The sequence below is a fragment of the Pseudoalteromonas sp. Z1A2 genome (assembly GCF_011378755.1).
Classification (GTDB): domain Bacteria; phylum Pseudomonadota; class Gammaproteobacteria; order Enterobacterales; family Alteromonadaceae; genus Pseudoalteromonas; species Pseudoalteromonas distincta.
The window spans coordinates 18,721-42,687 of the sequence record NZ_WTKX01000034.1 but is presented as its reverse complement, the minus strand read 5'-3'; the positions used below and the strand labels follow the sequence as shown (position 1 = coordinate 42,687).

Genomic DNA, 23,967 nt, shown 5'->3' with positions numbered 1-23,967 from the left:
GGAAAGGATGGCTTAAGTTACAAGCCATCCTGGAAGGCTACGATTTAGCAAAATCTCTTGAGTCAGACTTGTGATCAAGAGACAGCTTTAAAAGCGCCTTTCTTTATGAGCTAAAATTAATTACTCAACAGTTTGTGTAGCCGTTGGTAAGTTAAGCTCAGCATTGGCTTTAAGCGCTTCAATAAATACCATGTAGTTTTTATTAGCTTGCGCCATAGTAATGCTTTGTTTTGCTTGAGGGTCAATATTAGCTGCAACTTGTGCATCTGTTACCGACTTAAGCGCAACAATTGCTGCATCACCATTATTTAAATTAACAAGCTCAACTATCGCAGAGTCTGCTGGGTGAGCCATTTTGAATGCTTGAGTCACAATAGCAGGTGAAACAGTATAGCTTTGACGTGTTAACTGCGCTTCTTGACGAACAGTTAAGCTTTGCTCACTCGCTACATCATTTAAGCTCTTACCTGCTTGTACTTCTGCAAATAAGCTACGCGCTTTTTCTTTAGCAAGCTCTGATGATTTTTCATTAACTAAACGCGCTTTAATTTGCTCGCTTACTTCATCCAGCGGTTTAGTAGCAGCAGCTTTATGCTCGTTAATACGAACAATAATTGCATGCTCATCGCCAAGCTCAATAACTTCAGAATTTACTTTATCTTCAAGTAAATCAACTGATGTTAGTGCTGTGACAACTGCAGGGCTGTTTAACGGCTCTGGTAGAGCATTAAGTGCTAAAAGAGGTGTAGATTTAACTTCCACTTCAGCAACTTCTGCAGCATCATCTAAGCGATCTGAAATTTCAAATGCAAGTGCACCCATTTCAGTTTGCTTTTCGTAAAATGCATCAATTTTTTCAGCTTGTTCTAATTCAGCACGTAAGTCAGCTTTAACATCGTCATACGCTTTAACTTGTTGTGGTTGAATGTCAGTAAGTTTAATTATGTGATAACCAAACTCAGAAGTAACAACGTCAGAAATATCACCTTTATTTTCAAGCGCGAAAGCCGCGTCTTCAAATGCAGGGTCCATTACATCACGCTCAATCCACTCAAGATCGCCGCCCATTTCGCCACTAACGATATCGTCAGACGATGATTGTGCTAACTCAGCAAAGTCTGCACCTTGCTCTAGCTGTGCATGAAGAGCATTGGCTTTTTCTTTTGCTGCATCATCGTCTTCACTGTTATCAATTAAGATATGTGATACGCGACGCTTTTCTGGCTCAACGTATTGTGCTTTGTTTTGCTCATAATACGCTTTAACGTCATCCTCGGTTACCGATTCAACATTGATATCTGCTGCTTTAAGCTCAATGTAACTTACTGAGATAAGCTCTGGAGATAAAAATTGAGATGCGTTTAAGTCGTAGTAATCAGATACTTCTTGATCTGATACTTCAACATTCGCGGCAAGTGCCTCTTTGTTTACAACTACGTAATCAATACTACGAGTTTGCTGCTGAAGAGCAATTGCGCTTTTCAGCTCGCTCTCTAGAGCAAAGTCTGTACCTGCAACAGCAGATACTACCTGGCTGCGTGTCATATCTTTACGTAAATATTCACGAAAAGCATCTGGTTGAAAATTCATTTGACGAATTACTTGTAGGTAACGGTCGTTATTAAATTTTTCACCAATTTGAAAGTACGGTAATTCTAAAATTGTTTTACGTACACTTTCGTCGCTTACGCGAAGACCTAAATCAGCCGCTAGCTGTGATTGCAATTCTTGTTGTACTAAGCGGTCAACTACACCTTGACGAATTTGTGCCATGTAATTTGGATCAGCTGCAATTTGTGTAAAGTATTCACCAAATTGTTGCTCTAAACGGCTACGTTCATTTTGGTAAGCACGGTTAAAATCGGTTTGACTAATTTTAATTCCATTTACTTCAGCAACGGGTTGTTCTGTGGTTTGACCTAAGTAACTACCGATCCCTGCTAAGGCAAAAGATAAAATCACCGCGCCTAAAATTATTTTGGCTACAGGTCCTTGCGAACCTTCTCTGATTTTCTCAAGCATTTGTTTATCTCTTTTTGATCAAGGTATTTTACCTTGTCACATGTAAAAAAAGCGTATCTTACCAGATACGCTTTTTCACTTGAAGTAACTGGCGGAAAAGTTACTTAACTCATCTGTTGTGGTGAATCAGTAACTTTACACTCGCCATAACTAATGTGTTTAAAACAGTGATTAGTTTACTGCGTCTTTAAGCGCTTTACCGGCTTTGAAAGCTGGAATAGTTGCAGCAGCAATTTGGATAGTTTCACCAGTTTGCGGGTTACGGCCTGAACGTGCAGCACGTTCACGTACTGAGAAAGTACCAAAACCTACAAGTGCAACTGAGTCGCCATCTTTTAGCGCGCCAGATACAGATTCGATGAATGAATCTAGTGCACGACCTGCAGCCGCTTTAGAAATGTCAGCATCAGCTGCGATTTGATCGATTAATTGAGATTTATTCACAATATCATCCTCTTTCATTGTTATTATCAAGAGCGATGGTTTTTTAAACTAACATCACTTTTTTGAAAATTTTAGAGCAAACTTTTAATGCCCACATGATTATATTTTTCTTAAGCCTAGGCCCCGTAAGGGCTAGGCTTGAAAACCAGTGCTTAACTTATCATACCGTTTAGATTTGAAAAGCCCTAAAAAGCACTTTTTTTATGTTTTTTCTTGGTTTTTAGGTGTTTCGACCGAAAAACTCTCAACAGGATGCACTAAAGCAAGCTTTAACACCTCGTCAATCCAAGTAACTGGGTGAATATCAAGACCTGCCAGCACGTTGTCTGGTATCTCTTTTAAGTCACGTTCGTTAATTTTTGGAATGATCACTGTTTTAATTCCACCACGATGCGCCGCTAATAACTTCTCTTTTAAACCACCAATAGGAAGTACTTCACCGCGTAGTGTAATTTCACCTGTCATTGCAACATCTGCTCGTACAGGATTACCCGTTAAGCTAGATACAAGACCCGTTACCATTGCTGCGCCCGCACTAGGACCATCTTTTGGTGTTGCGCCCTCAGGTACGTGTACGTGAATATCACGCTTTTCGTAAAAGTCGCTGTTAATACGGAAAGTATCTGCTCGATTACGCACAACCGTCATTGCCGCTTGAATCGACTCTTGCATTACATCGCCAAGAGAACCGGTGTAACTTAACTTGCCTTTACCTGGCACTGCCGCACATTCAATTGTTAGCAAATCACCGCCAACTTCTGTCCATGCTAAGCCTGTAACTTGACCAATACGGTCGCCATCTTCAGCTTTGCCATAGTCAAAGCGCTGCACACCTAAAAAGTCTTCTAGGTTATCTTGATTGATGGTCACTATTTTAGTGTCTTTTTCAAGTAAGATATTTTTAACGGCTTTACGGCATAGTTTCGAAATTTCGCGCTCTAGGTTACGTACACCCGCTTCACGTGTGTAATAACGAATAATGCCAATAATTGCGCTGTCTTCGATAACTATTTCAGACTCTTTTAAGCCGTTACGTTTAACTTGTTTAGTAATTAAGTGCTCTTTTGCAATGTTTAGCTTTTCATCTTCGGTGTAACCCGACAAGCGAATAACTTCCATACGATCTAATAATGGACCAGGAATGTTAAAGCTGTTTGATGTTGCTACAAACATAACGTCAGATAAATCGTAATCGACTTCAAGATAGTGATCGGCAAAATGACTGTTTTGTTCCGGATCAAGCACCTCTAACAATGCTGATGCTGGGTCGCCGCGCATATCCGATGACATTTTATCGATTTCATCTAATAAGAATAATGGGTTTTTAACGCCCACTTTTGTCATGTTTTGAATTAGCTTACCTGGCATTGAACCTATGTATGTACGACGATGACCGCGAATCTCAGCTTCATCACGTACGCCGCCAAGCGCCATACGAACATACTTACGACCAGTCGAACGTGCAATAGATTGCCCAAGTGATGTTTTACCAACACCTGGTGGTCCAACTAAACATAAAATTGGCCCTTTGAGCTTATTAGTACGCTGTTGTACTGCGAGGTACTCAATAATGCGTTCTTTTACTTTATCTAAGCCGTGGTGATCGCTATCAAGAATTTTTTGTGCGCCTGCTAAGTCTTTTTTCACTTTAGAGCGTTTTTTCCATGGCACATTAATTAATGTATCTATGTATGAACGCACTACAGTCGCTTCTGCAGACATTGGCGACATCATTTTAAGCTTATTGAGCTCTGTAGTTGCCTTTTCTTTAGCTTCATCAGGCATGCCAGAATCTTCAATACGCTTTTTAAGCGCTTCAAATTCATCAGGCACATCATCAAGCTCACCAAGTTCTTTTTGAATGGCTTTCATTTGCTCATTGAGGTAATACTCGCGCTGAGATTTTTCCATCTGCTTTTTAACGCGGGTACGAATTTTCTTCTCAACTTGCAATAAGTCTATTTCGCCTTCCATTAGTGCCATTAAATATTCAAGACGTTCTGTGACACTTGAAATTTCGAGCACTTTTTGTTTTTCAGGTACTTTAAGCGGCATATGCGCTGCCATTGTGTCGGCAAGACGTGCTGGCTCATCAATACCTGAAACCGAAGTTAGTACTTCAGGTGGAATTTTTTTATTTAGCTTTACATAGCCTTCAAACTGGCTAATTGCGCTTCGGATAAAAATATCTTGCTCTTGTTCATCTACAGAATCAGATTCAATAAATTGAGCATTAGCGACAAAAAAGTCATCGTTATCTACAAATTCTTCAATTTGTGCGCGCTGTGTACCTTCGACTAAAACTTTAACTGTACCGTCTGGTAATTTTAATAACTGAAGTACAGTGGCAATAGTACCGATACGATAAATATCATCTTGCTCTGGTTCATCTACAGTTGCATCTTTTTGTGCAACCAAGAAAATTTGTTTGTCTTTGTCCATTGCCGCTTCTAGGCATTTTATTGATTTTTCACGGCCAACAAAAAGCGGGATCACCATGTGCGGGTATACCACAACATCGCGCAGTGCAAGGACTGGGATTTCGACTCGGTCGGTTCTCTCAAGCGTCATTATAGTTTCTCTTCGCACTTCATTTATTTTAAAGATTACTCAAGTATATGGGGATAACCTAATTAAAGTTCAACAATTTTCCCTAACTCGATTAAATTAATTATAAAAAAAGGAGCCTAAGGCTCCTTTTTCCATTCAAATAGCTTAAAAACTATTCTGATGCAGCTTTATCTTGTTTATTATTTTCATAAATCAAGATTGGATCTGACTCACCTTTAATAACGGTTTCATCAATAACTACTTTGCTTACATCATCCATTGAAGGAAGCTCGTACATAGTATCAAGTAATACACCTTCAACAATTGAACGAAGACCACGTGCGCCTGTTTTACGCTCCATTGCTTTGTGGGCAATTGCAGCTAAGGCATCATCGCGAAACTCAAGTTCAACGTCTTCCATACCAAACAATACTGAAAACTGTTTAGTAATCGCGTTTTTAGGTTCACTCAATATTTGTACAAGAGCTGCTTCATCAAGTTCTGTTAACGTAGCCACTACCGGCAAACGGCCTATAAACTCAGGAATTAAGCCATATTTAACTAAATCTTCTGGCTCTACATCTTTAAATGTTTCACTTAAAGAACGACTCGCCGCAGACTCTTTTACGCTAACGCCAAAACCGATACCGGTGTTTTTATGGCTACGTTGCTCAATTACTTTATCTAGGCCTGAAAATGCACCACCACAAATAAACAAGATTTTAGATGTATCTACTTGTAAAAACTCTTGCTGTGGATGTTTACGACCACCTTGCGGTGGAACAGAAGCAACGGTGCCTTCAATCAGTTTAAGTAGCGCCTGTTGAACGCCCTCGCCTGATACGTCACGCGTAATTGAAGGGTTATCTGATTTACGAGAAATCTTGTCAATTTCATCGATGTAGACAATACCGCGCTGTGCTTTTTCAACATCGTAATCGCACTTTTGTAAAAGCTTTTGAATGATGTTTTCAACATCTTCACCTACATAACCTGCTTCGGTTAATGTAGTGGCATCGGCCATAGTAAACGGCACGTCAAGTAGGCGCGCTAATGTTTCTGCAAGTAATGTTTTACCACTACCTGTTGGGCCGATAAGCAAAATATTACTTTTACTTAATTCAATGTCTTGCTTAGTCGATTGGTTACGTAGGCGTTTATAATGGTTATAAACGGCAACAGACAATACTTTTTTAGCATGGTCTTGACCAATAACATAATCGTCTAAGTGTTTACGAATTTCTTTTGGTACAGGTAGTTTGTCAGACGTATCATGCTTAGGAGCAATGTCTTTGATCTCTTCCCTGATAATATCGTTACACAACTCTACACATTCATCACAAACGTATACTGAAGGGCCTGCAATTAATTTACGCACTTCATGTTGGCTTTTGCCACAAAAAGAGCAGTATAACAATTTATTACTTTTGTCGCCGTCTGTAGGAGTGTCAGACATTCAGCTACCTCATTTTATTACGTTGGCCACCAAAACTATTGGCGGCTATTTCAATACGCTTTAACTATACCAAAATTTATTGGTTTTCGCATAGTAACTCAAAGTGGCAAACAGGCAGTCCTGCTTACCAAGCGCTTACTTTTTGTCGCGATTTGTAAACACAGAGTCTACCAAGCCGTAATCTACAGCTTGCGAAGCACTCATGAAGTTATCACGATCAGTGTCTTTAGAGATAATATCTAATGGTTGGCCTGTATGCTCAGCCATTAAGCGGTTAAGCTTATCTTTAATAGACAGAATTTCTTTAGCGTGTATTTCAAAGTCAGATGCTTGACCTTGGAAACCACCTAATGGTTGGTGAATCATCACACGTGAGTTTGGTAGGCAAAAACGCTTACCTTTAGCACCAGCAGTAAGTAAAAAAGCACCCATGCTTGCAGCTTGACCTACACATATTGTACTTACATCTGGTTTGATGAAGTTCATTGTGTCGTAAATAGCCATACCCGCAGTTACTGAACCACCTGGTGAGTTAATGTATAAAAAGATATCTTTATCAGGGTTCTCTGATTCTAAAAATAGCATTTGCGCTAAGATCAGATTTGCCATGTTGTCTTCAACTTGACCTGTTAAAAAGATAATACGCTCTTTTAATAATCTCGAATAAATATCATACGAGCGCTCGCCTTTTGGTGTTTGTTCAACAACCATTGGGACCAATGCATTTAGGGGATCTGTAATACCAGTATTCATACTTATTTAATTCCTTATGCGCTTATACTTATCCTTATTATAAGGAAGCATAGTTATCGTTTTTCGCAAATTTAGAGCCAAAAACTAAAATGGCCCGGGCACGCTGTATAAACAGAGTAACACGAGCCATTTAATCGTTAGCGAGAGCTTAAGTCAATGACTTATTAAGCACCTTGCTGTGGATTCATGATGTCATCAAATGCTTTTTCAACATCAGTAACAACTGCTTTAGCTAAAATAGCTTCAACAGCTTGCTCTTCCATTGCTACATTACGCATTTGCTGCATAAGTTGATCATTACCTTTGTAGTATTCTACTACTTCAGTTGGATCTTCGTATGCAGAAGCTACTGTTGCGATTAATGCTTCAACTTTAGCATCATCAACTTTGATGTCGTTAGCTTTAATCACTTCACCTAATAAAAGGCCAGTTTTTACACGTGTTACAGCTTGCTCGTGGAACAATTCAGCTGGAAGCTCTGGCATGTTTTGAGCGTCGCCGCCAAAACGTTGAGCTGCTTGCTGACGTAGAGCATCAACTTCTTGATCAACAAGTGCTTTAGGCACTTCGATTTCGTTGTTAGCTAAAAGACCTTTGATTGCTTGGTCTTTAACGCTTGCTTTAACCGCTTGGTCTAGCTCACGTGTCATGTTCTTTTTAACTTCTTCTTTAAGCGCGTCTACGCCGCCTTCGGTAACACCGAATTTAGTTGCAAACTCTTCGCTTAATTCTGGTAATTCTTGCGCTTCAACTTTTTTCACTGTGATAGTGAATTGAGCCGCTTTACCTTTTAAGTTTTCAGCGTGGTAATCATCAGGGAAAGTTACATCAGCAACTACTTCTTCGCCTGCTTTTTTACCTACGATGTTATCTTCAAAACCTGGGATCATACGACCTTGGCCAAGTTCTAATGGGAAGTCTTCAGCTTTGCCGCCTTCAAATACTTCACCGTCGATAGTACCTACGAAATCAACTGTTACACGGTCGTTTTCGCCAGCAGCTGCATCAACATCAGCCCACGCTGCGTGTTGCTTACGAAGTGTTTCTAGCATGTTAGCTAAATCTTCGTCAGTTACTGTTACTGCTGGTTTTTCAACAGTAATTTTATCTAAACCTTGAACTTCAACTTCAGGGTAAACTTCAAACGTTGCTGAGAATTCTAAATCTTTACCTGCTTCAAGTGATTTAGGAGCGAATGTAGGCGCGCCAGCTGGGTTGATTTTTTCAGAAACGATTGCTTCAATGTAATTACGTTGCATTACTTCGCCAGCAACTTCTTGACGAACTGCAGGGCCAAAACGCTTGTTAATTACAGATACTGGAACTTTACCAGCACGGAAACCATCTATACGCTGTGTTTTTGACAGTTGTTGTAGGCGTTTTTTTACTTCGGTCTCAACGTTCTCTGAAGGAACGGTGATAGTTATACGGCGCTCAAGGCCTTGGGTCGTCTCAACAGAAACTTGCATGATTTACCTCAATATTCAATTTTGGCGACTGTTCGCCTTCCTTTACAAACAAAGTGTTCTGCATGAGTCTTGATAAAGTTTAAGCGGTTTTCCACACTTAAAAGCATCCGTCGCTACCATGAGACACCATTGCTGCTTTGCCCTTCGGGCACTATGTTAAACAATAGACGCGGCATTATAACCTAATATTTATGATAGTCGAGTATAGGGGGCAATTATTTGGACTAGATAAGGGACTATAAAGACTAACTGAATAAAAAACAGGCTAACTACGGACTAAATATAATAAAATAGAAATTATGTAATAGAATTATAGGCTAACAGATTTAGATTTATAACTTAGAGGAGTTTACTTATTGTTCTTATTGGATAAGAAAATGGTCGGCGATGCAGGATTTGAACCTGCGACCCCTTGGACCCAAACCAAGTGCGCTACCAAACTGCGCTAATCGCCGACATTGAAGAGTTAACTTCTTTTTTCATACTGAACACTTAAACTGAGAGTTTAAGACCATTTTAAGAAAATGGTCGGCGATGCAGGATTTGAACCTGCGACCCCTTGGACCCAAACCAAGTGCGCTACCAAACTGCGCTAATCGCCGATATTCGTTGTAAATGGGGTGACTGATGGGGCTCGAACCCACGACAACCGGAATCACAATCCGGGGCTCTACCAACTGAGCTACAATCACCGCTATATTTACATGTTTTCAAATGGTGCACCCAGAAGGATTCGAACCTTCGACCGACGCCTTAGAAGGGCGTTGCTCTATCCAGCTGAGCTATGGGCGCATCGAAAACTTCATAGTTTACCAATAAGCTATTCGATTATAAAAAATTATAAAAAAATGGTCGGCGATGCAGGATTTGAACCTGCGACCCCTTGGACCCAAACCAAGTGCGCTACCAAACTGCGCTAATCGCCGAAACTTATTATTGCTAGCGAGTGACCTCGTTGACAACGGGGTGCATAATAGTGATTTGACGGGGTTAGGTCAAACGTTTTTTTAAGAAAACCAATCAAGTGCTCATTTTTAGTGCACAATGGTTAAATATTACAATAGTCGGCTGAATTTTAAACTATTTAACAGCTCAAACGTTATATACCTTAAAAGCAACTTGGCGCTGCTATGCTTTTCTGCGAAAATAGTAGGCACATTATAAAACGAGTTAAATAAAGAGCGTATTTTTCTTTATTAGCATTTTTACCCCTATTTTATTATGCATTCGTTTTTAGAGTATCGGTATCTAGTTAATTAACCCCAATTAAAGGTCACCCATGACGGCAAACATCATTGATGGTAAGGCAATCGCAAAACAAGTACGTAGCGCTGTAGCAGAACGCGTAAGTGAACGTGTAGCAAATGGTTTACGTGCACCAGGACTTGCAGTAGTACTTGTAGGACTTGATCCAGCAAGCCAAGTTTATGTTGGTTCAAAACGTAAGGCCTGTGAAGAAGTCGGTTTTATCTCTAAATCATTTGATTTACCAGCAGACACACAAGAGCAAACTCTTTTAGATTTAATTGACGAGCTAAATAATGATGCCGAAGTTGATGGAATTTTAGTGCAGTTACCACTGCCAAAAGGTCTTGATGCTGAAAAGATTTTAGAACGTATTACCCCACATAAAGATGTTGATGGATTTCATCCATATAACATTGGTCGATTAGCACAGCGTATGCCTGCTCTTCGCCCATGTACGCCTAAAGGCATTATTACATTACTTGATTCAACGGGTGTACGCTATAAAGGGATGCATGCAGTTGTCGTTGGCGCGTCAAATATTGTTGGTCGTCCAATGTCGTTAGAGCTTTTATTAGCAGGTTGTACTACCACTGTGTGCCATAAATTTACTCAAGACTTAGAAACACATGTTCGCCGCGCTGACTTATTAGTTGTGGCTGTCGGTAAACCTGAATTTATACCGGGAGATTGGATAAAAGAAGGCGCTATTGTTATCGATGTGGGCATTAACCGCTTAGATACGGGTAAATTAGTCGGTGATGTTCAATACAGTGTGGCCGAACAAAAAGCGCATTTTATTACACCTGTACCAGGTGGCGTTGGCCCGATGACTGTCGCAAGCTTAATTGAAAACACACTTGAAGCGTGTGAAAAGTATCACAGCTAAGCTGTTAAAAAATCAAAAAAGGGTTGCCATTTGGCAACCCTTTTTTAGTTTGACCTGAATAACTTTAAACGCTTACGCTTTACGCCACGTTGTTTTACCAGCTGAATCTTCAAGTATTACACCTAATGCATTAAGTGCATCACGTGCTTCATCAGCAGCAGCCCAGTCCTTACTAGCACGTGCTTCATTACGTTTTACAATTAATGCTTCAATTGTCGCAACTTCGTCGTCATCTTGCCCACCTTGTAAAAAAGCTTCCGGTGCTTGTTGAGCAACACCTAACACTTCACCGAGGCTACGCAGTATAAACGCTAACTTGCCAGCTTGACCTGTGTCACTTTCTTTTACGCGGTTTAATTCTTTAGCAAGTTCGAACAACACAGGTAGTGCTTCTGGTGTATTAAAGTCATCATTCATTGCTTTTCTAAACTTAGCAACAAACTCATTGCCTTCTAAGTCGCACTCTACCGGTACGACATCACGAAGCGCTGTATAAATGCGTTCAAGTGATGAACGCGCTTGATCTAAATTTTCTTGTGAGTAATTTAATTGGCTGCGGTAATGCCCTGAAATTAAAAAGTAACGAACAGATTCGGCATCGTATGCTTTTAAAACTTCACGCACAGTAAAAAAGTTATCTAACGACTTAGACATTTTTTCTTTATTTACTTGCACCATGCCAGTATGTATCCATGTATTTACATACTTGCCGTTGTTTGCACAGCACGACTGGGCAATTTCGTTTTCATGATGTGGAAACTGTAAATCAGACCCCCCACCGTGAATATCAAAATGCTCACCTAAGTGTTTTGAGCTCATTGCCGAACATTCAATATGCCAACCAGGACGCCCTTCACCCCACGGTGATGACCATGATGGCTCACCTGCTTTGGCTTTTTTCCATAACACAAAATCAAGCGGATCGTCTTTATCTTGAGCCACTTCTACGCGAGAGCCCGATTGCAACATAGTTAAATCTTGCTGAGAAAGCGCACCATATTGCTCAAACGTTGATACATCAAACAAAACATCGCCATCAGCTGCAACATAGGCATGGCCTTTTTCAATCAAGCGCTTAACCATAACGATAATTTCATCCATATGGCTTGTAACTGTTGGTTCAACATCTGGGCGTAGCATATTTAGGCTATCAAAATCTTCATGCATCGCTTTAGTCATGCGCACAGTTAAGTCGTTTATTGACTCACCATTTTCATTTGCACGTTTAATTATTTTATCGTCGATATCTGTAATGTTACGTACATATTTTAAATCGTAACCAATATGACGTAAGTAGCGCACAATAACGTCAAAACCAACAAAAGTACGAGCGTGTCCAATATGGCAGTAATCATAAATGGTGATACCACACACATACATGTCGATTTTGCCTTCGACCATAGGTTTAAATTGCTCTTTTTGTCGCGTGAGTGTGTTGTATATATTTACCATTTACTTTGAGTCCTTGACTATTTACTTGAACAGTTATGTTACCACTTGAAAAGCCCCTGCTCTAGCGCTTTATAACAAACCAAACATCTACTTTGTTAATCTTAGCCAACTACGATAAAATAGCGCCAATATTTAAACCAGATATAGGAAAACACATGGTTGTTCTACACACCAATTTTGGTGACATCACCATTAAAATGTTTGAGCAAGAAGCTCCAAACACTGTTAAAAACTTTTTAGAGTATGCAAATGCTGATTTTTTCAACGGCACTATCTTTCATCGTGTAATCGATGGTTTTATGGTTCAAGGCGGTGGTTTTGTACCAGGTATGGAACAAAAAGAAGTTAACGACCCAATTAAAAATGAAGCTAATAATGGCCTATCTAACAAGATAGGTACTTTAGCAATGGCACGTACACCTGATCCTCATTCAGCTACAGCGCAGTTTTTCATTAACGTGAATAACAACGACTTTTTAAACCACAGCAGCGAAACATCGCAAGGCTGGGGTTACTGTGTTTTTGCTGAAGTAGTAGAAGGCATGGACGTAGTAAATAAAATAAAAGGCGTAGCAACAGGTAGTACTGGTTTTCACCAAGACGTGCCTCTTGAAGATGTGATCATCGAAAGCGTTACTGTTAGCTAATAGTAAGTTTACCCGCGTAATGTGGAGTATCAGCGGGCATTTACCAATGTGTATACGCCCGCTTTATTTATATCGAAAAGACTGACCTATGACTCGCCAAACTTACTTTATTGCAGATTTACACCTAAGCGAAAACCGCCCCGACATTAGCGCTGCATTTTTTGACTTTTTAAATACGCATATACTAAATAAAGATGTAGATGCACTTTATATTTTGGGTGATTTTTTTGAAGTATGGGTTGGAGATGACTACATTACAGCGCTGAGTGCCGATGTAGCAAAGCATTTAAGCGCCGTTAATGATGGTGGGACACCTGTTTATTTTATACATGGCAACCGTGATTTCATCATGCGCAAGCAATATGCAGACATGGCCGCAATGACTTTACTCGATGAACAAACAGTCATTGATTTATATGGTACGCCTACCGTTATTTTACATGGCGACGAAATGTGTACTCAAGATACTGAGTATCAAAAATTTCGTAAAAAAAGCCGTGGTTGGTGGTGGCCAAAATTAATGCTTGCAATGCCACTTTGGTATCGTAAAAAAATAGCGCGTAATGCCCGTGAAAAAAGTAAGTTGAGCCAAGCTGATAAACCTATCGAAATTTTAGACGTTGTAGATGAAGCCGTGCTTGCCACCTTTGCCAAACATAACGTTACTAATATGATTCATGGTCATACTCACCGCCCTAATGTTCATACCTATAAAGTTAATGAACAAACGCTTACTCGTACAGTGCTAGGTGACTGGTATACCCAAGGCTCTTATTTAGTCGTTACCCCTCAATCACAAGAATTAATTAGCACGCCTTTCGCATAATTTAAAATCCTGACTATTATTTAACTATATATTTGAATAATAGTGAGAGGTTTAATGATTAAGCTGTTAATTTTCATCGTAGTAATTGCCATTCCTACCAAAGTATTTAGCGAGCAAACATGGCAAATTGTTACTGAAAACTACCCTCCCTATTTTAGCGAAAACCTTCCTGATAACGGTTGGTTATATGAAATCACTCAATCAGCCCTTAAAACTCAAGGCATTAATAGCGAAGCCGAGTTTACGACATGGGACCGCGCCCTAAAGCTATTAGAAAAAAAGAGAAAAACAGCTATTTTAGGCGCTTTTTATTCATTAAAAAGAAATGAAGTTTTTTACTACTCTCGCCCACTTGTAGTTGCTCATTCAGGAATTTTTAAACGCAAAGAGAGTGCTATTAACTTCGATGGTACAGTTAAATCATTAACACCTTATAGTATTGGTACAGAAGACAATGCCTTTGTAAGCCAAGAGTTTACAAGAAATACTGAGCTGGCAATAACATCCACTAAAAGCCTTCCTACAAGTTTATACCTGCTACAACAAGGACGTATTGATTTGGTCGCAGGCACTAAAGAAGTAGGGAAGTATTGGCTTGAGCACAATAACGAAGTTGATTTAGATAAGAATAAAATTGAGTACTTATTGCCAGATCTTGCTTCTCATAAACTGTATTTAGTTGTCTCTAAATCAAATTACAGGGCAAAAGAGTACTTACAAAAATTTAATAGAGGGATTGATATAATAATTGAAAACGGAAGCATTGCTGAAATCATGAAAAAACACAATTTCAGCAATCAAAAAACAGCTGAATACATTAATTTTTTAAAAGAAAATTAGCTTTATGCTATTGGCAGGCCACTATGAAACTTAAAATCTTCATCCTGTGATGAAATTAATTCGGCTTCAATCTCGCCAAATTCTTTAACTCGTTCGGTAATATCAAAATCAGCAATTTCTTGCGCTAAAGTTAGATAATCTTGGTAATGACGGGCTTCAGAGCGCAGCAGCGAAATATAAAAATCACCTAAACGTTTGTCAACATGCGGCGCAAGCTTTGCGAAACGCTCACATGAACGCGCCTCAATGTAAGCGCCTACAATTAATTTATCAACAAGGGCGTTTGGCTCAAACGTTTTAACATGACGAAGCATGCCTTTTGCATAACGACATGGTGTAATGCTTTGGTACTCTACACCGTACTCGTCCATAATTTCGAGCACTTGGTAAAAATGATGCAACTCTTCTTTTATCAACAATACCATTTTATCAATTAAATCTTGTCCATATGGCGAATTAGATTTAGGAATTATTGATTTAGTTAGCTTATTTTTAGCCGCGAGATCACGCCAATTTCCTTCACGCTTATAAATAAGCGTTTCAAATGGCTTTAGCCACTCGAGTAAGGCATCACTGCCCTCTTTATCAACAGCGTATTTACGTATTAAAAACATCGCACTTTGAGCCGCTTTTAACTCACAAATTAAGTGATCGATTAAGATTACTGATAAGTTCTCTTTTTTAATTGCCTGCTCCACCCACTGCTGTGGGGTTGTACACACTAAAAAGTTATTGATCGGCTCTAAAAGTTGGCTATGTGGCACGTTGACTGCTCATTACTAAATAAATTTGATATGCCATTATTTTAACACGAAATTTTGTTTGGGATAAATCAAAGCCCTAACCTGTGCAAAATGTTAATAGTGAGTTAACTTGACTTTGCAAAATAAGTGAACCATAACTGTACATAGACTGTATAAAAATAAACCAACCAAAACAGTAATACGTTCCTTTTATGGAGTAAGTACTATGATATTAAATCACCTCTGGGGCATTTATGCTCACCCACTTGAAGAATGGCAAACAATAGATAATCGCCATGAAAGTTTAACCTATAGTTTGTCGCATATTTTACTGATTGCTTTGTTTCCTTCAATAATGGGTTATTACTCATCTGTTTATTTAGGATGGAGTATAGGCGCAGGCGATCCTGTATTTTTAACGCACGATAGTGCGCTATTAATTGCAGTTGCAATGTATTTTGCTTTAATAGCGGGTGTTTTTGCATTGGCGTATTTGGCTCATTGGATGGCCGTTACATTTGGCTCTAAGCCTACATTTACACAAACACTTGAACTTGCAGCTTATACTGCAACACCTGTGTTTATGTCGGCGCTTGCCGCCTTTTGGCCTGTACTTTGGTTTGTAGTGTGTATTGGAATTATTGCACTAGCTTACTCGGTCTACTTACTTTATACCGGCGTACCAATACTTATGCATATTCCAGAAGAGCGTGGTTTTATTTATGCCAGCTCGGTTGTAACGTGCGGATTAATATTATTAGTTATTATTTTAGCTGTAACAGCTATGCTTTGGACAAATGGGATTGTTAGTCCAATGTTTACTTAATAAAGTTTAGCTAAAAAAGAGTCGTGTTTGATAGAAATGTTCCCTTTCTTTCCTTCGCAAAAAAGGAGCTAATTAGCTCCTTTTTTTATGTAACGACTTTTTATTAACTAATTATTAATCAGCTTCGTTTTCGTCTTGGTTGTGAATCTCTAAACTTGAAGACATCGCACTTTCGCGGGTGCTTTTTGCTGAATCGTTACGTAGCTCATCAATACGGTTTAAATAGTTTTGATCAATATCGCCAGTAATATACAAACTCACTGAACCAGTTGTTAATTTTAGGTTCCCAATGGGGGTTATTATTTTTGAAACTTTAACTCTTCTATTACTATACTTTCTTTTTATAGATAGAATACAAATAGAATATTTTCTAATTCCAAAGTTCTACCAAGAAAGTAATCAGACTTAAAAGAATGAATTAAGCAAGCCCTTTAGCTTCATTAATCTTATGAGCCAAATCAAAAATATTTTCATCTGAGGGTTTGTATACAATGTCTAATACCAATTTTAATATTTCATACGCATCTATTGTTACTTTTTTTGTTAGCCCTTCGTTACCGTGAGAACCAACATTACCTAGCCATTTAATAGCCAATAATAACCCTTTTATTTTTTCATGCTTTTCAGGTAGATGCTCAATACGGTAATGTAGACTTGATCTAATTTCTTTATCATCTTTATTTCTATGGACTCTAGGTATTTTCAATTCATCAAGCAAAAATTCAATACATGCTCTAATTCGATTACCACAGGAGTCACTATCACAGAAAAATAAGGCAAATGATTTATTTAGCATCTTAGCGATATTTTTAGGAACATTTTCAGGAGCGTTAAATATATTCAGTGAAGGCTGAAAATATGAAGGACGAAATAAAGTAACATATTCATGATGACAGTCACCTCCTTCTAGATATTCTTGGTATTCATCTACACGGCCAATCCCTACTGACATTACAGTTTCACAACATTTTTTATTATTACATTTTAGAACAGCATTTATGGTGTACTCAACAAACTCATGGCAGTACTCAGGATGCCATTTCCAACCTACTGACTCAGCGGTCTGCTCAATATCCGCAGGTTTTTCACCTATTTCTAAAATTCCTATTTTACAGGTAGGACAAAACCATTGAGGAAAATGGTCTATATTGAACTCGTCTGATAGAAAACTTTTCACTTTTAATACCTCCTAAGATTAACAAGTTTTATCTTGCTTTCAATTTCCCGAATGTTTCAAACTCAATAAATTTTGATTTGAACAACTTTTCAGGCATTTTTTTCTTTAGCAAATTCTGAAAGCTTTCATCATGGGTTGATAGAATAATTTGCTTCCCCATATTTGTAACAATACTTCTAAACAAATCAATAGTTGATAGTATATTAATGCTATCCATCGATTGGATTGGATCATCTATAAAGATGCAATCAATCGGTTTACCTTCGTTATCAGTAGTGTTTAAAGCTTTAGCAAGAAAAATACTTAAACTTAGAATGTTAAGTTGAGCCGTACTAAAATATAAAGTAGGTACAATTGAATCGTCATCACAATCATTTGAAACAAAGACATTAAGCTTGGGCTTATCTTGTGAAAAATCACATTGAAACGAAATTTCGTTATATCTTGGGTGTGGGTCTATTTTTTTATACAATGAATTGATTAACCTTTGATAAAAAAATGACTCAATTTGTTTATTAATGAAATTAGATAGTCTGGTTTTCTCTTTTCTTAATTCTTTATTAACGTTATTATCTAGCAATGTAATCTCTGCTTCTAACCTCCTTCTATCTTTTTTATTTTCTTCTGATTTTAAGAATGGAATTACGTTGGTTTTATATCTTTCTAGCTTTTCTATCTCACCCTTTAAGTTTTTCATGCTTTCAATTTTAGAAACACAAACTTCAATATTTTCTTCAAGGAATTTTTCTAGATCGGCTCGTTCAACTTCATTACTGCTAATATTTAAATTAAAATTAGATTCAATAAAGATTTCAAATCTAGTCAGTTCAGTTAGTATATTTTTTATAATCACCTCTATTTCAATAATTTTATTCGCATAGTAGGCTAAATCAGAGCTTGGTAGTATTTTGCTGAGTGTATCTATATCAGTACTAAGTTGATCAGCCTCTATTTTGTACTTAGTCATGTCTTGATTCTTTTCTGCGACTAATTTTTGTAGAGTATTAAAATAATTTCCCTCATCAGATAAGGCTTCTTTATTACTGAATGATTTAATCTTTTGAAAATCAAGCTCTTTTTTTAACAGTTCAATTCGCTCTTTTGCATTACTGAGCTGTATTTCAAATAACTTAAGGCTTTCTTCATCTTCGACTATTTTTGAATTTATAAGTTTTAAAGATGCTTTCACTCCTTCGAACTCTTTGGTCTGACTTGATATTCTATTAGAAACTGAGAGGAGATATTTATCCATGCTAAGGTTATCAACAGTCAATTTTAGCTTTTCATTTTCTAACTCTAATCGCTCTATACTTACTTGATTCGACATTAAGGAAGCTTTCAAATTCCCCAAAGTTGCCTTGTCGCGATTAAGAGTTGTTGTTTCATTTTTAAGAAGATCATTAAGCTGTCTGAATAATTTGATCTTGCTTATTTCTAGTAAGCTAGCAAGGTAATCATATTTATTTTGAAGCTCGGAACGCTCTTCGACAAGTTTTCCAAGCTCATCTTTTAATAGAGGGTTATTTGATACTTTCTTGGATAGCTCTGCATATGATTCATAAGGATTCTGACATAATGGACATTCAGACATTTCAGAACCATTGATAACTTTCACTCCTAGATCGAGCAATTCTTTCAGTTCATTATTTAACGAATCTATTTTTTTTATTTTACTATTAACACTGTCAATATTTTTTTTTATATCTTTAAGCGAATTTTCCTGATTTTCGATAACTAAAATACTTTCTCCATAAATTTCAAAGTTAATATTTCCTTCTAGACTATAGATATTTTTTTCAATCGTTTTAATAGCATTTTCAATGTTTAAAATTGTACTTTTTGCTGTTTCTATATCCGTTATCTTAGCTTGTAATAAATTTTTATCCGCATTTATTGCTACACCTAACGCTATAATTTTTTCATTATTTTCGTCTATATTTCTGAATACTTGAGGAGAAGAGTTTTTCTTAGAAAGTAACTTATTTAAAGCTGAATTTTCAATTTGCAGCTTTGATGTTAATTCTTTATGCTCATCTTTTTTATCTTCTAATGAGTTTTTTGCTTCAACTCTAGAATAATCTATTGTTGATAACTCCGAGTTAATATTTTTAATTTTACTTTCTATAACATCATATTGTGGGACAATTTTAATTAAAGACTCATACTCAGAAATGTGTTGTTGATTCAATGAGGCAAGGTTTTTTATTTCTTTAATTTTTTCTTGCTTATCAAGACGTTCATTAAAAGAATCTTTAAGGCTATTTGATTTTTTTAACTCAAGTTTATTTTCCACTAATTTATCTTTCAAAGTAAAATAAGACTTCAACCCTATTTTTTCTTGAGATGAACCTGATTTGACCAAGTTTATTTTATGGAGTATTTCCTCATTTTTATTTATCTCACTACTAAGCTCGCCTAATTTGTCTTTTATTAGATTAATAAGCAAGTAATCATCTTCTTCAGAAAATGAAGGAGTTATTAATGGAAAATTACAATTCATGGCATTAATTTTTTCTATTTCTTCATTTATTAATACAAGTAAATTGGAATCATATTCAACTTCGGTATCTTCACTAAGATCTTTTAATTCACCTTTCAGTAACTTCACTTTAGCCTTATTTAAGCTAATAAGGTTAATCACAGCATTATACTTTTTGTTTAGAGAAACATCGCCAAATGATGATACAAACTTTTCATATCGTATTTCAGCATCATCCTCTTTAAGAAACGCATCTATCCACTCTTGGCTTAACATTACTTCATGAAAATGTTCAGTTCCCTCTTCAATTTTTTGGGCTTCAAATTTGTAATCAGGTACTCCTTTTTTTACTTTAGGGATATGTCTAGAATACGGAACATCACCAAGAGTAGTGTGTAAATTAACAAAGCCTTCTTCTAGATCTGAGAATTTATTCCTAAGTATAAGTTGATGCTTTCTTTTACCATCATCACCAGTAGAATTTGCTCTTTCTGATTTTGCTAAATCAGAATTAAATCCTCTTCTTCTATCGTAGCGAGTAATTTTGTTTGTAAAAGCCCACTCCACAGCATCATAAAAAGATGTTTTCCCAAAACCATTTGGCGCATGAATTGATACAAAATCAGCTACTTCATTTAACTCTGTCAAAAAATCAAATGTACTACGATTTACATTGTCATATACACGAAAAGATTGTATTTCTACTTTCTTAATCTTCATCCTTGATCTCCAAAATTATTTTTGAAAGTGTCATTTCGAGTAGTTCTTTGTCATTTAAATTTTCATTACCTTGCAGGTAAATGGATTCAATATTTTTAAATACTTTTGATTTTGAATAATATGAAGATTCCTCTGGCCGCGTTTTAACTTTTTCATCAAGAAAAATATCACTTCCTACAATATATTCAGCAATAATACCTTCTACCACTTGCTTATCTATTTTTTTATCAAACTTATCTATAACAACCTTTCTACTCGAAAATTTATCGTTAATAATTTTATATTTAAGTTCTACACCTATTTCTTCCTTACAAAGGTAAAATAAATAAAAGTTCCACATTTGAAAATCATTTTTAAAATATTTACTCAACTCTGAAGAGATCACACTATTTAATATATCCCACAGTTCATTTAACTTGGCCTCAGAGCTAACACTTAAAATGCAAAGAAAAATGTTATCTATATATGGGGTTTCAACAATAATAATATCGTCAATTTGATAATCCAAATTTAATTTATTTGAAAATTCTGATTTAGATTTTTTATATGATATTTCTTGTGCCATTTATTATATTTTCCCTAATATTGCCCATATTGGCATCAATGAATAGTTCGAGGTTCTCAATAATTGTTTTTTGAATATCATAAATGTGTTTAAACTTTATATCTTGTGCAAGGTTTTGTACTGTGCTGTGAATTGACATCATACTTTGAGGAACTTCAGATATGCTCATGACAAGACTAGAAGGAGCTACCGTTAGTGTTGGTTCATCATCACCTAGAGTTGCAACAAAAACATTCCCTCCTCTTTCTAGTTCTGATAGATCAGCTTCGCATAGATCTTTAATTAACTCAGTCCAATTCTTTTTAACAGTGCCAAAAAACAATTTGTTTTTTTTATTTATCTCTGGAAAATCATCAAGAACTAAACTTCTTTGGCTATGAATTTGGTTTAAAGTCAATATTTCCAATAAAGCTGTCCATAAATTTTGATGATTTTTAAATTCATCTTCATGTCGGCTTAATAAATAATTTGTTGGGTATCCGTCCATTATCTTCTCAGGACTAAATTCAGCACAAAGCGTATTAGCTATACTATGTAAATCAGCTTTTAGTAAATGAAACCCTCGACTATCTTGTAATGGAAATTGAGCCAGAAGGTATGTTTTACAAACCAAATTTGAGAATGATTTTATGAAGGGAGGAAATAACAGTGAAAGCTCTTCAATATTTTGACCTATTATTTCATCGAATGCTTTCAATGGAACTAAATCTATTCGACTTAAAGATTCAACATCATCAGATACCGACATTCTTTTTTGAATAGCGGCTATGGCAAAACTACCATTTAGTAATTTTAAAACTCCACCACCTGATTGCCCTACAATTTCACGGTGGTCAACAGAACGGTTTATTTCAGCCTCAACATAGCCATGACCTGTTCGATGCTGAATAGTTAATTTATTGTGTCTATATGAAGAGAGATTTTCACGTCTAACATCAGGAAACCCACATAAATAATAATCTTCTGTCTTATTGAAAAGATTATCTATTCTTAAATGCTTAGGGAGTTCACTAATGAAAGAGACTTTTAAAATTGCTGCGTCTATATCTACATTCTCATGATAATACGGCTCACCAATAACATCCATTGTCTCAATTTGTATTGCTCCATTTTCACCCATTAACTCTCTTTGCACTTGAGTTATATTAGATCCCTCTACAACATGTCTTGCGGTTAAAACATATGTATAACTTTCCGATGTAGGTTGAAATAAACAACCACTACCATCACCAACTATTACCGAAAAAATCCTAAATTGGTCTATAGTGTTCATTAAAATTCCAATGTTTGTATTTCTGAATATTTAAAGTTCGGAAAGTCAGAAATATCCTGTTCAGAAAAAATATTCAAAGGGTAATTGAATAACAGTTCAGCAGTATTGTTATGGTTAATAATTCTCGCCAAACATTGTTTATGCGGGAGCTTGTGTATATCTCCACTTGAGCTAATTATATACTTAGAGGTGTCGACCAAATCTAATAACTCATAGTTGGTATTTCTTTTACTACCATGATGAGATACCTTCATAAATTCTGCCTTAATAGGATTATCTTTACTGTAACCTAGTTCGTTCAAGCTTTTTATTAAGAGTAAAGGATGAGAGTCGCCGAGAAACAACATGTTTTTATCATTAAAGCTTAGAATAAAGGCAATTGAGCTACCATTATGAGTAGATTTATCTTCTGAAAATTGATCCTGAAGCAGTAATTGCTTTATCGTTTTATCATAATCATCTGACTTTGCAGTATCTAAATCTTTATCCTCATCAGTCCACTTTTTTAATAATGATTTAAGCTTAATTTCATCCGGAGAAAGTATAGTAAAGCTCAATCCAAGTTCATGTAATATAGTTTTATTTTCTATTTTTTTAATTAGTTTTCTGTCCCATATTCCATGCATTTCAATATAGTCTTCAAATGCTATTCCTTGCTTAATGCTTGTATCCAAACTACTACTGTCTTTGAGAGCTTGAAGATTGGATATAATTTCAGCAACAGCTTTATCTTCAAAAATTAAGCGACCAGAGTTAAACCAAACTTTTTTAACTAAGTCTTTAGCTAAGGGGTCTTTCTCAAACCAGTTTAAGATGCCACCTATATGATCATCATCAACATGGGTTAATATTAATAAATCAATGCTCTCATTATTCTCATGTATCTCTTGAATAGCTATTTGTAAGGCACCAGCTTCGGGTTTACCTTTTTTATTTTTAAATTGGTACGTTTTTCGTGTACCGCCATCAACTAAAATGTTTCTATTAATACATTTTTCGTCTACAAAAGAAATAACTATTGAATCACCATTAAATGCTTTCAAGAATTGAATTTTCATACTTCCTCCAAAATTAAGCTTTAAATATATTCAAAGCTAAATAGATGCTGATACATAACATTCCAGTACCGAGAGTCTGATATCCAAAATGAATAAGTTTATATCTCAACCTTTTATAGCTTTAATTTAAGTGGCATTGTTGATCTTCTGTTGTTTTTCAAGTTATTTAGCTAAATCAAAAACCCCTTCGCATCTATGCGTATAGATAAATAACTACTGTAGTAACAGATACAATTAATACATAAAGTAATTACCATTTTTCATGTTATATAAATTTACTAACATCAGGTTTTTAGACCAAGAATAAAAACATCTCTGCGCCTGTAGACATAGGAATAATATAAGAGCGTAGTTTGTTGCCTGAATCTTTAGCTAAGGAGTGGCATGATTTAATTTCTTCCATGAAAAAACTCGATTCAAATTTATCAATTTAAATCATATAACTTTACCACTTTTAATTCCATGATTTAATTAAGGTTATTACGCCACTTAAAAAGTGTCTATCATAGACATCTAAAACCTGTTATTTAATC

19 protein-coding genes and 5 tRNA genes are annotated in these 23,967 nt (G+C 36.4%); 5 read left to right on the top strand and 19 right to left on the bottom strand.

What is annotated here, in order from left to right; genetic code table 11:
• Window positions 1-120: 120 nt before the first annotated feature.
• From GQR47_RS18220 to GQR47_RS18170, 11 genes are all read right to left on the bottom strand, one after another.
• Complete coding sequence (locus GQR47_RS18220) at window positions 121-2,022, bottom strand: SurA N-terminal domain-containing protein (protein ID WP_154903578.1); 1,902 nt, start codon at window positions 2,020-2,022, stop codon at window positions 121-123.
• A 171-nt stretch (window positions 2,023-2,193) separates the two neighbouring features.
• Entirely contained in the window at window positions 2,194-2,484 is a 291-nt protein-coding gene (locus tag GQR47_RS18215) for an HU family DNA-binding protein (protein WP_158000827.1), read from the bottom strand.
• 183 nt (window positions 2,485-2,667) lie between these two features.
• On the bottom strand, window positions 2,668-5,037 hold the full coding sequence (lon, locus tag GQR47_RS18210; protein WP_024596372.1) for an endopeptidase La: 2,370 nt from the start codon (window positions 5,035-5,037) through the stop codon (window positions 2,668-2,670).
• 151 nt (window positions 5,038-5,188) lie between these two features.
• Window positions 5,189-6,472 carry an ATP-dependent protease ATP-binding subunit ClpX gene (clpX, locus tag GQR47_RS18205; protein ID WP_002958344.1) on the bottom strand — a complete coding sequence of 428 codons (1,284 nt, stop codon included), beginning with the start codon at window positions 6,470-6,472 and terminating at the stop codon, window positions 5,189-5,191.
• A 135-nt stretch (window positions 6,473-6,607) separates the two neighbouring features.
• Window positions 6,608-7,225 (bottom strand): ATP-dependent Clp endopeptidase proteolytic subunit ClpP, encoded by a 618-nt coding sequence (gene clpP / locus GQR47_RS18200; RefSeq protein WP_002958346.1) that lies wholly within the window; start codon window positions 7,223-7,225, stop codon window positions 6,608-6,610.
• 164 nt (window positions 7,226-7,389) lie between these two features.
• On the bottom strand, window positions 7,390-8,694 hold the full coding sequence (gene tig / locus GQR47_RS18195; protein ID WP_002958347.1) for a trigger factor: 1,305 nt from the start codon (window positions 8,692-8,694) through the stop codon (window positions 7,390-7,392).
• Between the two features lie 378 nt (window positions 8,695-9,072).
• Window positions 9,073-9,149 (bottom strand) — tRNA-Pro (locus GQR47_RS18190).
• Between the two features lie 70 nt (window positions 9,150-9,219).
• Window positions 9,220-9,296 (bottom strand) — tRNA-Pro (locus GQR47_RS18185).
• 14 nt (window positions 9,297-9,310) lie between these two features.
• A tRNA-His gene (locus GQR47_RS18180) sits at window positions 9,311-9,386 on the bottom strand.
• Window positions 9,387-9,409: 23 nt separating this feature from the next.
• A tRNA-Arg gene (locus GQR47_RS18175) sits at window positions 9,410-9,486 on the bottom strand.
• Window positions 9,487-9,543: 57 nt separating this feature from the next.
• Window positions 9,544-9,620 (bottom strand) — tRNA-Pro (locus GQR47_RS18170).
• 353 nt (window positions 9,621-9,973) lie between these two features.
• On the opposite strand from GQR47_RS18170, the gene folD reads away from it, so the two are divergent.
• Complete coding sequence (gene folD, locus GQR47_RS18165; protein ID WP_002958348.1) at window positions 9,974-10,828, top strand: bifunctional methylenetetrahydrofolate dehydrogenase/methenyltetrahydrofolate cyclohydrolase FolD; 855 nt, start codon at window positions 9,974-9,976, stop codon at window positions 10,826-10,828.
• A gap of 72 nt (window positions 10,829-10,900) precedes the next feature.
• Here folD and cysS read toward each other — a convergent pair whose 3' ends face one another.
• Entirely contained in the window at window positions 10,901-12,280 is a 1,380-nt protein-coding gene (gene cysS, locus GQR47_RS18160) for a cysteine--tRNA ligase (RefSeq protein WP_165724251.1), read from the bottom strand.
• 155 nt (window positions 12,281-12,435) lie between these two features.
• Between cysS and GQR47_RS18155 the strand changes: the two genes are divergently transcribed.
• The 3 genes from GQR47_RS18155 (at window position 12,436) to GQR47_RS18145 (ending at window position 14,593) form a co-directional block, all read left to right on the top strand.
• Window positions 12,436-12,927, top strand: a complete 492-nt coding sequence (locus GQR47_RS18155; RefSeq protein ID WP_002958350.1) for a peptidylprolyl isomerase — start codon at window positions 12,436-12,438, stop codon at window positions 12,925-12,927.
• Between the two features lie 88 nt (window positions 12,928-13,015).
• Window positions 13,016-13,753 carry a UDP-2,3-diacylglucosamine diphosphatase gene (locus GQR47_RS18150; protein ID WP_002958351.1) on the top strand — a complete coding sequence of 246 codons (738 nt, stop codon included), beginning with the start codon at window positions 13,016-13,018 and terminating at the stop codon, window positions 13,751-13,753.
• A 54-nt stretch (window positions 13,754-13,807) separates the two neighbouring features.
• Entirely contained in the window at window positions 13,808-14,593 is a 786-nt protein-coding gene (locus GQR47_RS18145) for a transporter substrate-binding domain-containing protein (protein ID WP_165724249.1), read from the top strand.
• Window positions 14,594-14,595: 2 nt separating this feature from the next.
• Here GQR47_RS18145 and miaE read toward each other — a convergent pair whose 3' ends face one another.
• A complete protein-coding gene (gene miaE / locus GQR47_RS18140) occupies window positions 14,596-15,357 on the bottom strand; it encodes a tRNA isopentenyl-2-thiomethyl-A-37 hydroxylase MiaE (RefSeq protein WP_029752263.1) in 762 nt (253 codons plus the stop codon).
• 205 nt (window positions 15,358-15,562) lie between these two features.
• Between miaE and GQR47_RS18135 the strand changes: the two genes are divergently transcribed.
• Complete coding sequence (locus GQR47_RS18135) at window positions 15,563-16,162, top strand: Yip1 family protein (RefSeq protein WP_024596370.1); 600 nt, start codon at window positions 15,563-15,565, stop codon at window positions 16,160-16,162.
• A gap of 114 nt (window positions 16,163-16,276) precedes the next feature.
• Here GQR47_RS18135 and GQR47_RS18130 read toward each other — a convergent pair whose 3' ends face one another.
• From GQR47_RS18130 to GQR47_RS18105, 6 genes are all read right to left on the bottom strand, one after another.
• Window positions 16,277-16,423: a hypothetical protein gene (locus tag GQR47_RS18130; protein ID WP_165724247.1), complete on the bottom strand. Its 147-nt coding sequence runs from the start codon at window positions 16,421-16,423 to the stop codon at window positions 16,277-16,279.
• Window positions 16,424-16,580: 157 nt separating this feature from the next.
• Window positions 16,581-17,339, bottom strand: coding sequence for a DUF4145 domain-containing protein (locus tag GQR47_RS20660; RefSeq protein WP_165724245.1), 759 nt, complete (start codon window positions 17,337-17,339; stop codon window positions 16,581-16,583).
• A 28-nt stretch (window positions 17,340-17,367) separates the two neighbouring features.
• Window positions 17,368-20,538, bottom strand: coding sequence for an AAA family ATPase (locus GQR47_RS18120; RefSeq protein WP_165724243.1), 3,171 nt, complete (start codon window positions 20,536-20,538; stop codon window positions 17,368-17,370).
• A complete protein-coding gene (locus tag GQR47_RS18115; RefSeq protein ID WP_165724241.1) occupies window positions 20,528-21,103 on the bottom strand; it encodes an ABC-three component system middle component 1 in 576 nt (191 codons plus the stop codon). Before GQR47_RS18115 ends, GQR47_RS18120 begins: the two co-directional genes overlap by 11 nt.
• Window positions 21,081-22,376 (bottom strand): ABC-three component system protein, encoded by a 1,296-nt coding sequence (locus GQR47_RS18110; protein ID WP_165724239.1) that lies wholly within the window; start codon window positions 22,374-22,376, stop codon window positions 21,081-21,083. The genes GQR47_RS18115 and GQR47_RS18110 overlap by 23 nt, the downstream gene beginning before the upstream one ends.
• A complete protein-coding gene (locus GQR47_RS18105) occupies window positions 22,376-23,434 on the bottom strand; it encodes an MBL fold metallo-hydrolase (RefSeq protein WP_165724237.1) in 1,059 nt (352 codons plus the stop codon). Before GQR47_RS18105 ends, GQR47_RS18110 begins: the two co-directional genes overlap by 1 nt.
• Window positions 23,435-23,967 lie beyond the last annotated feature (533 nt).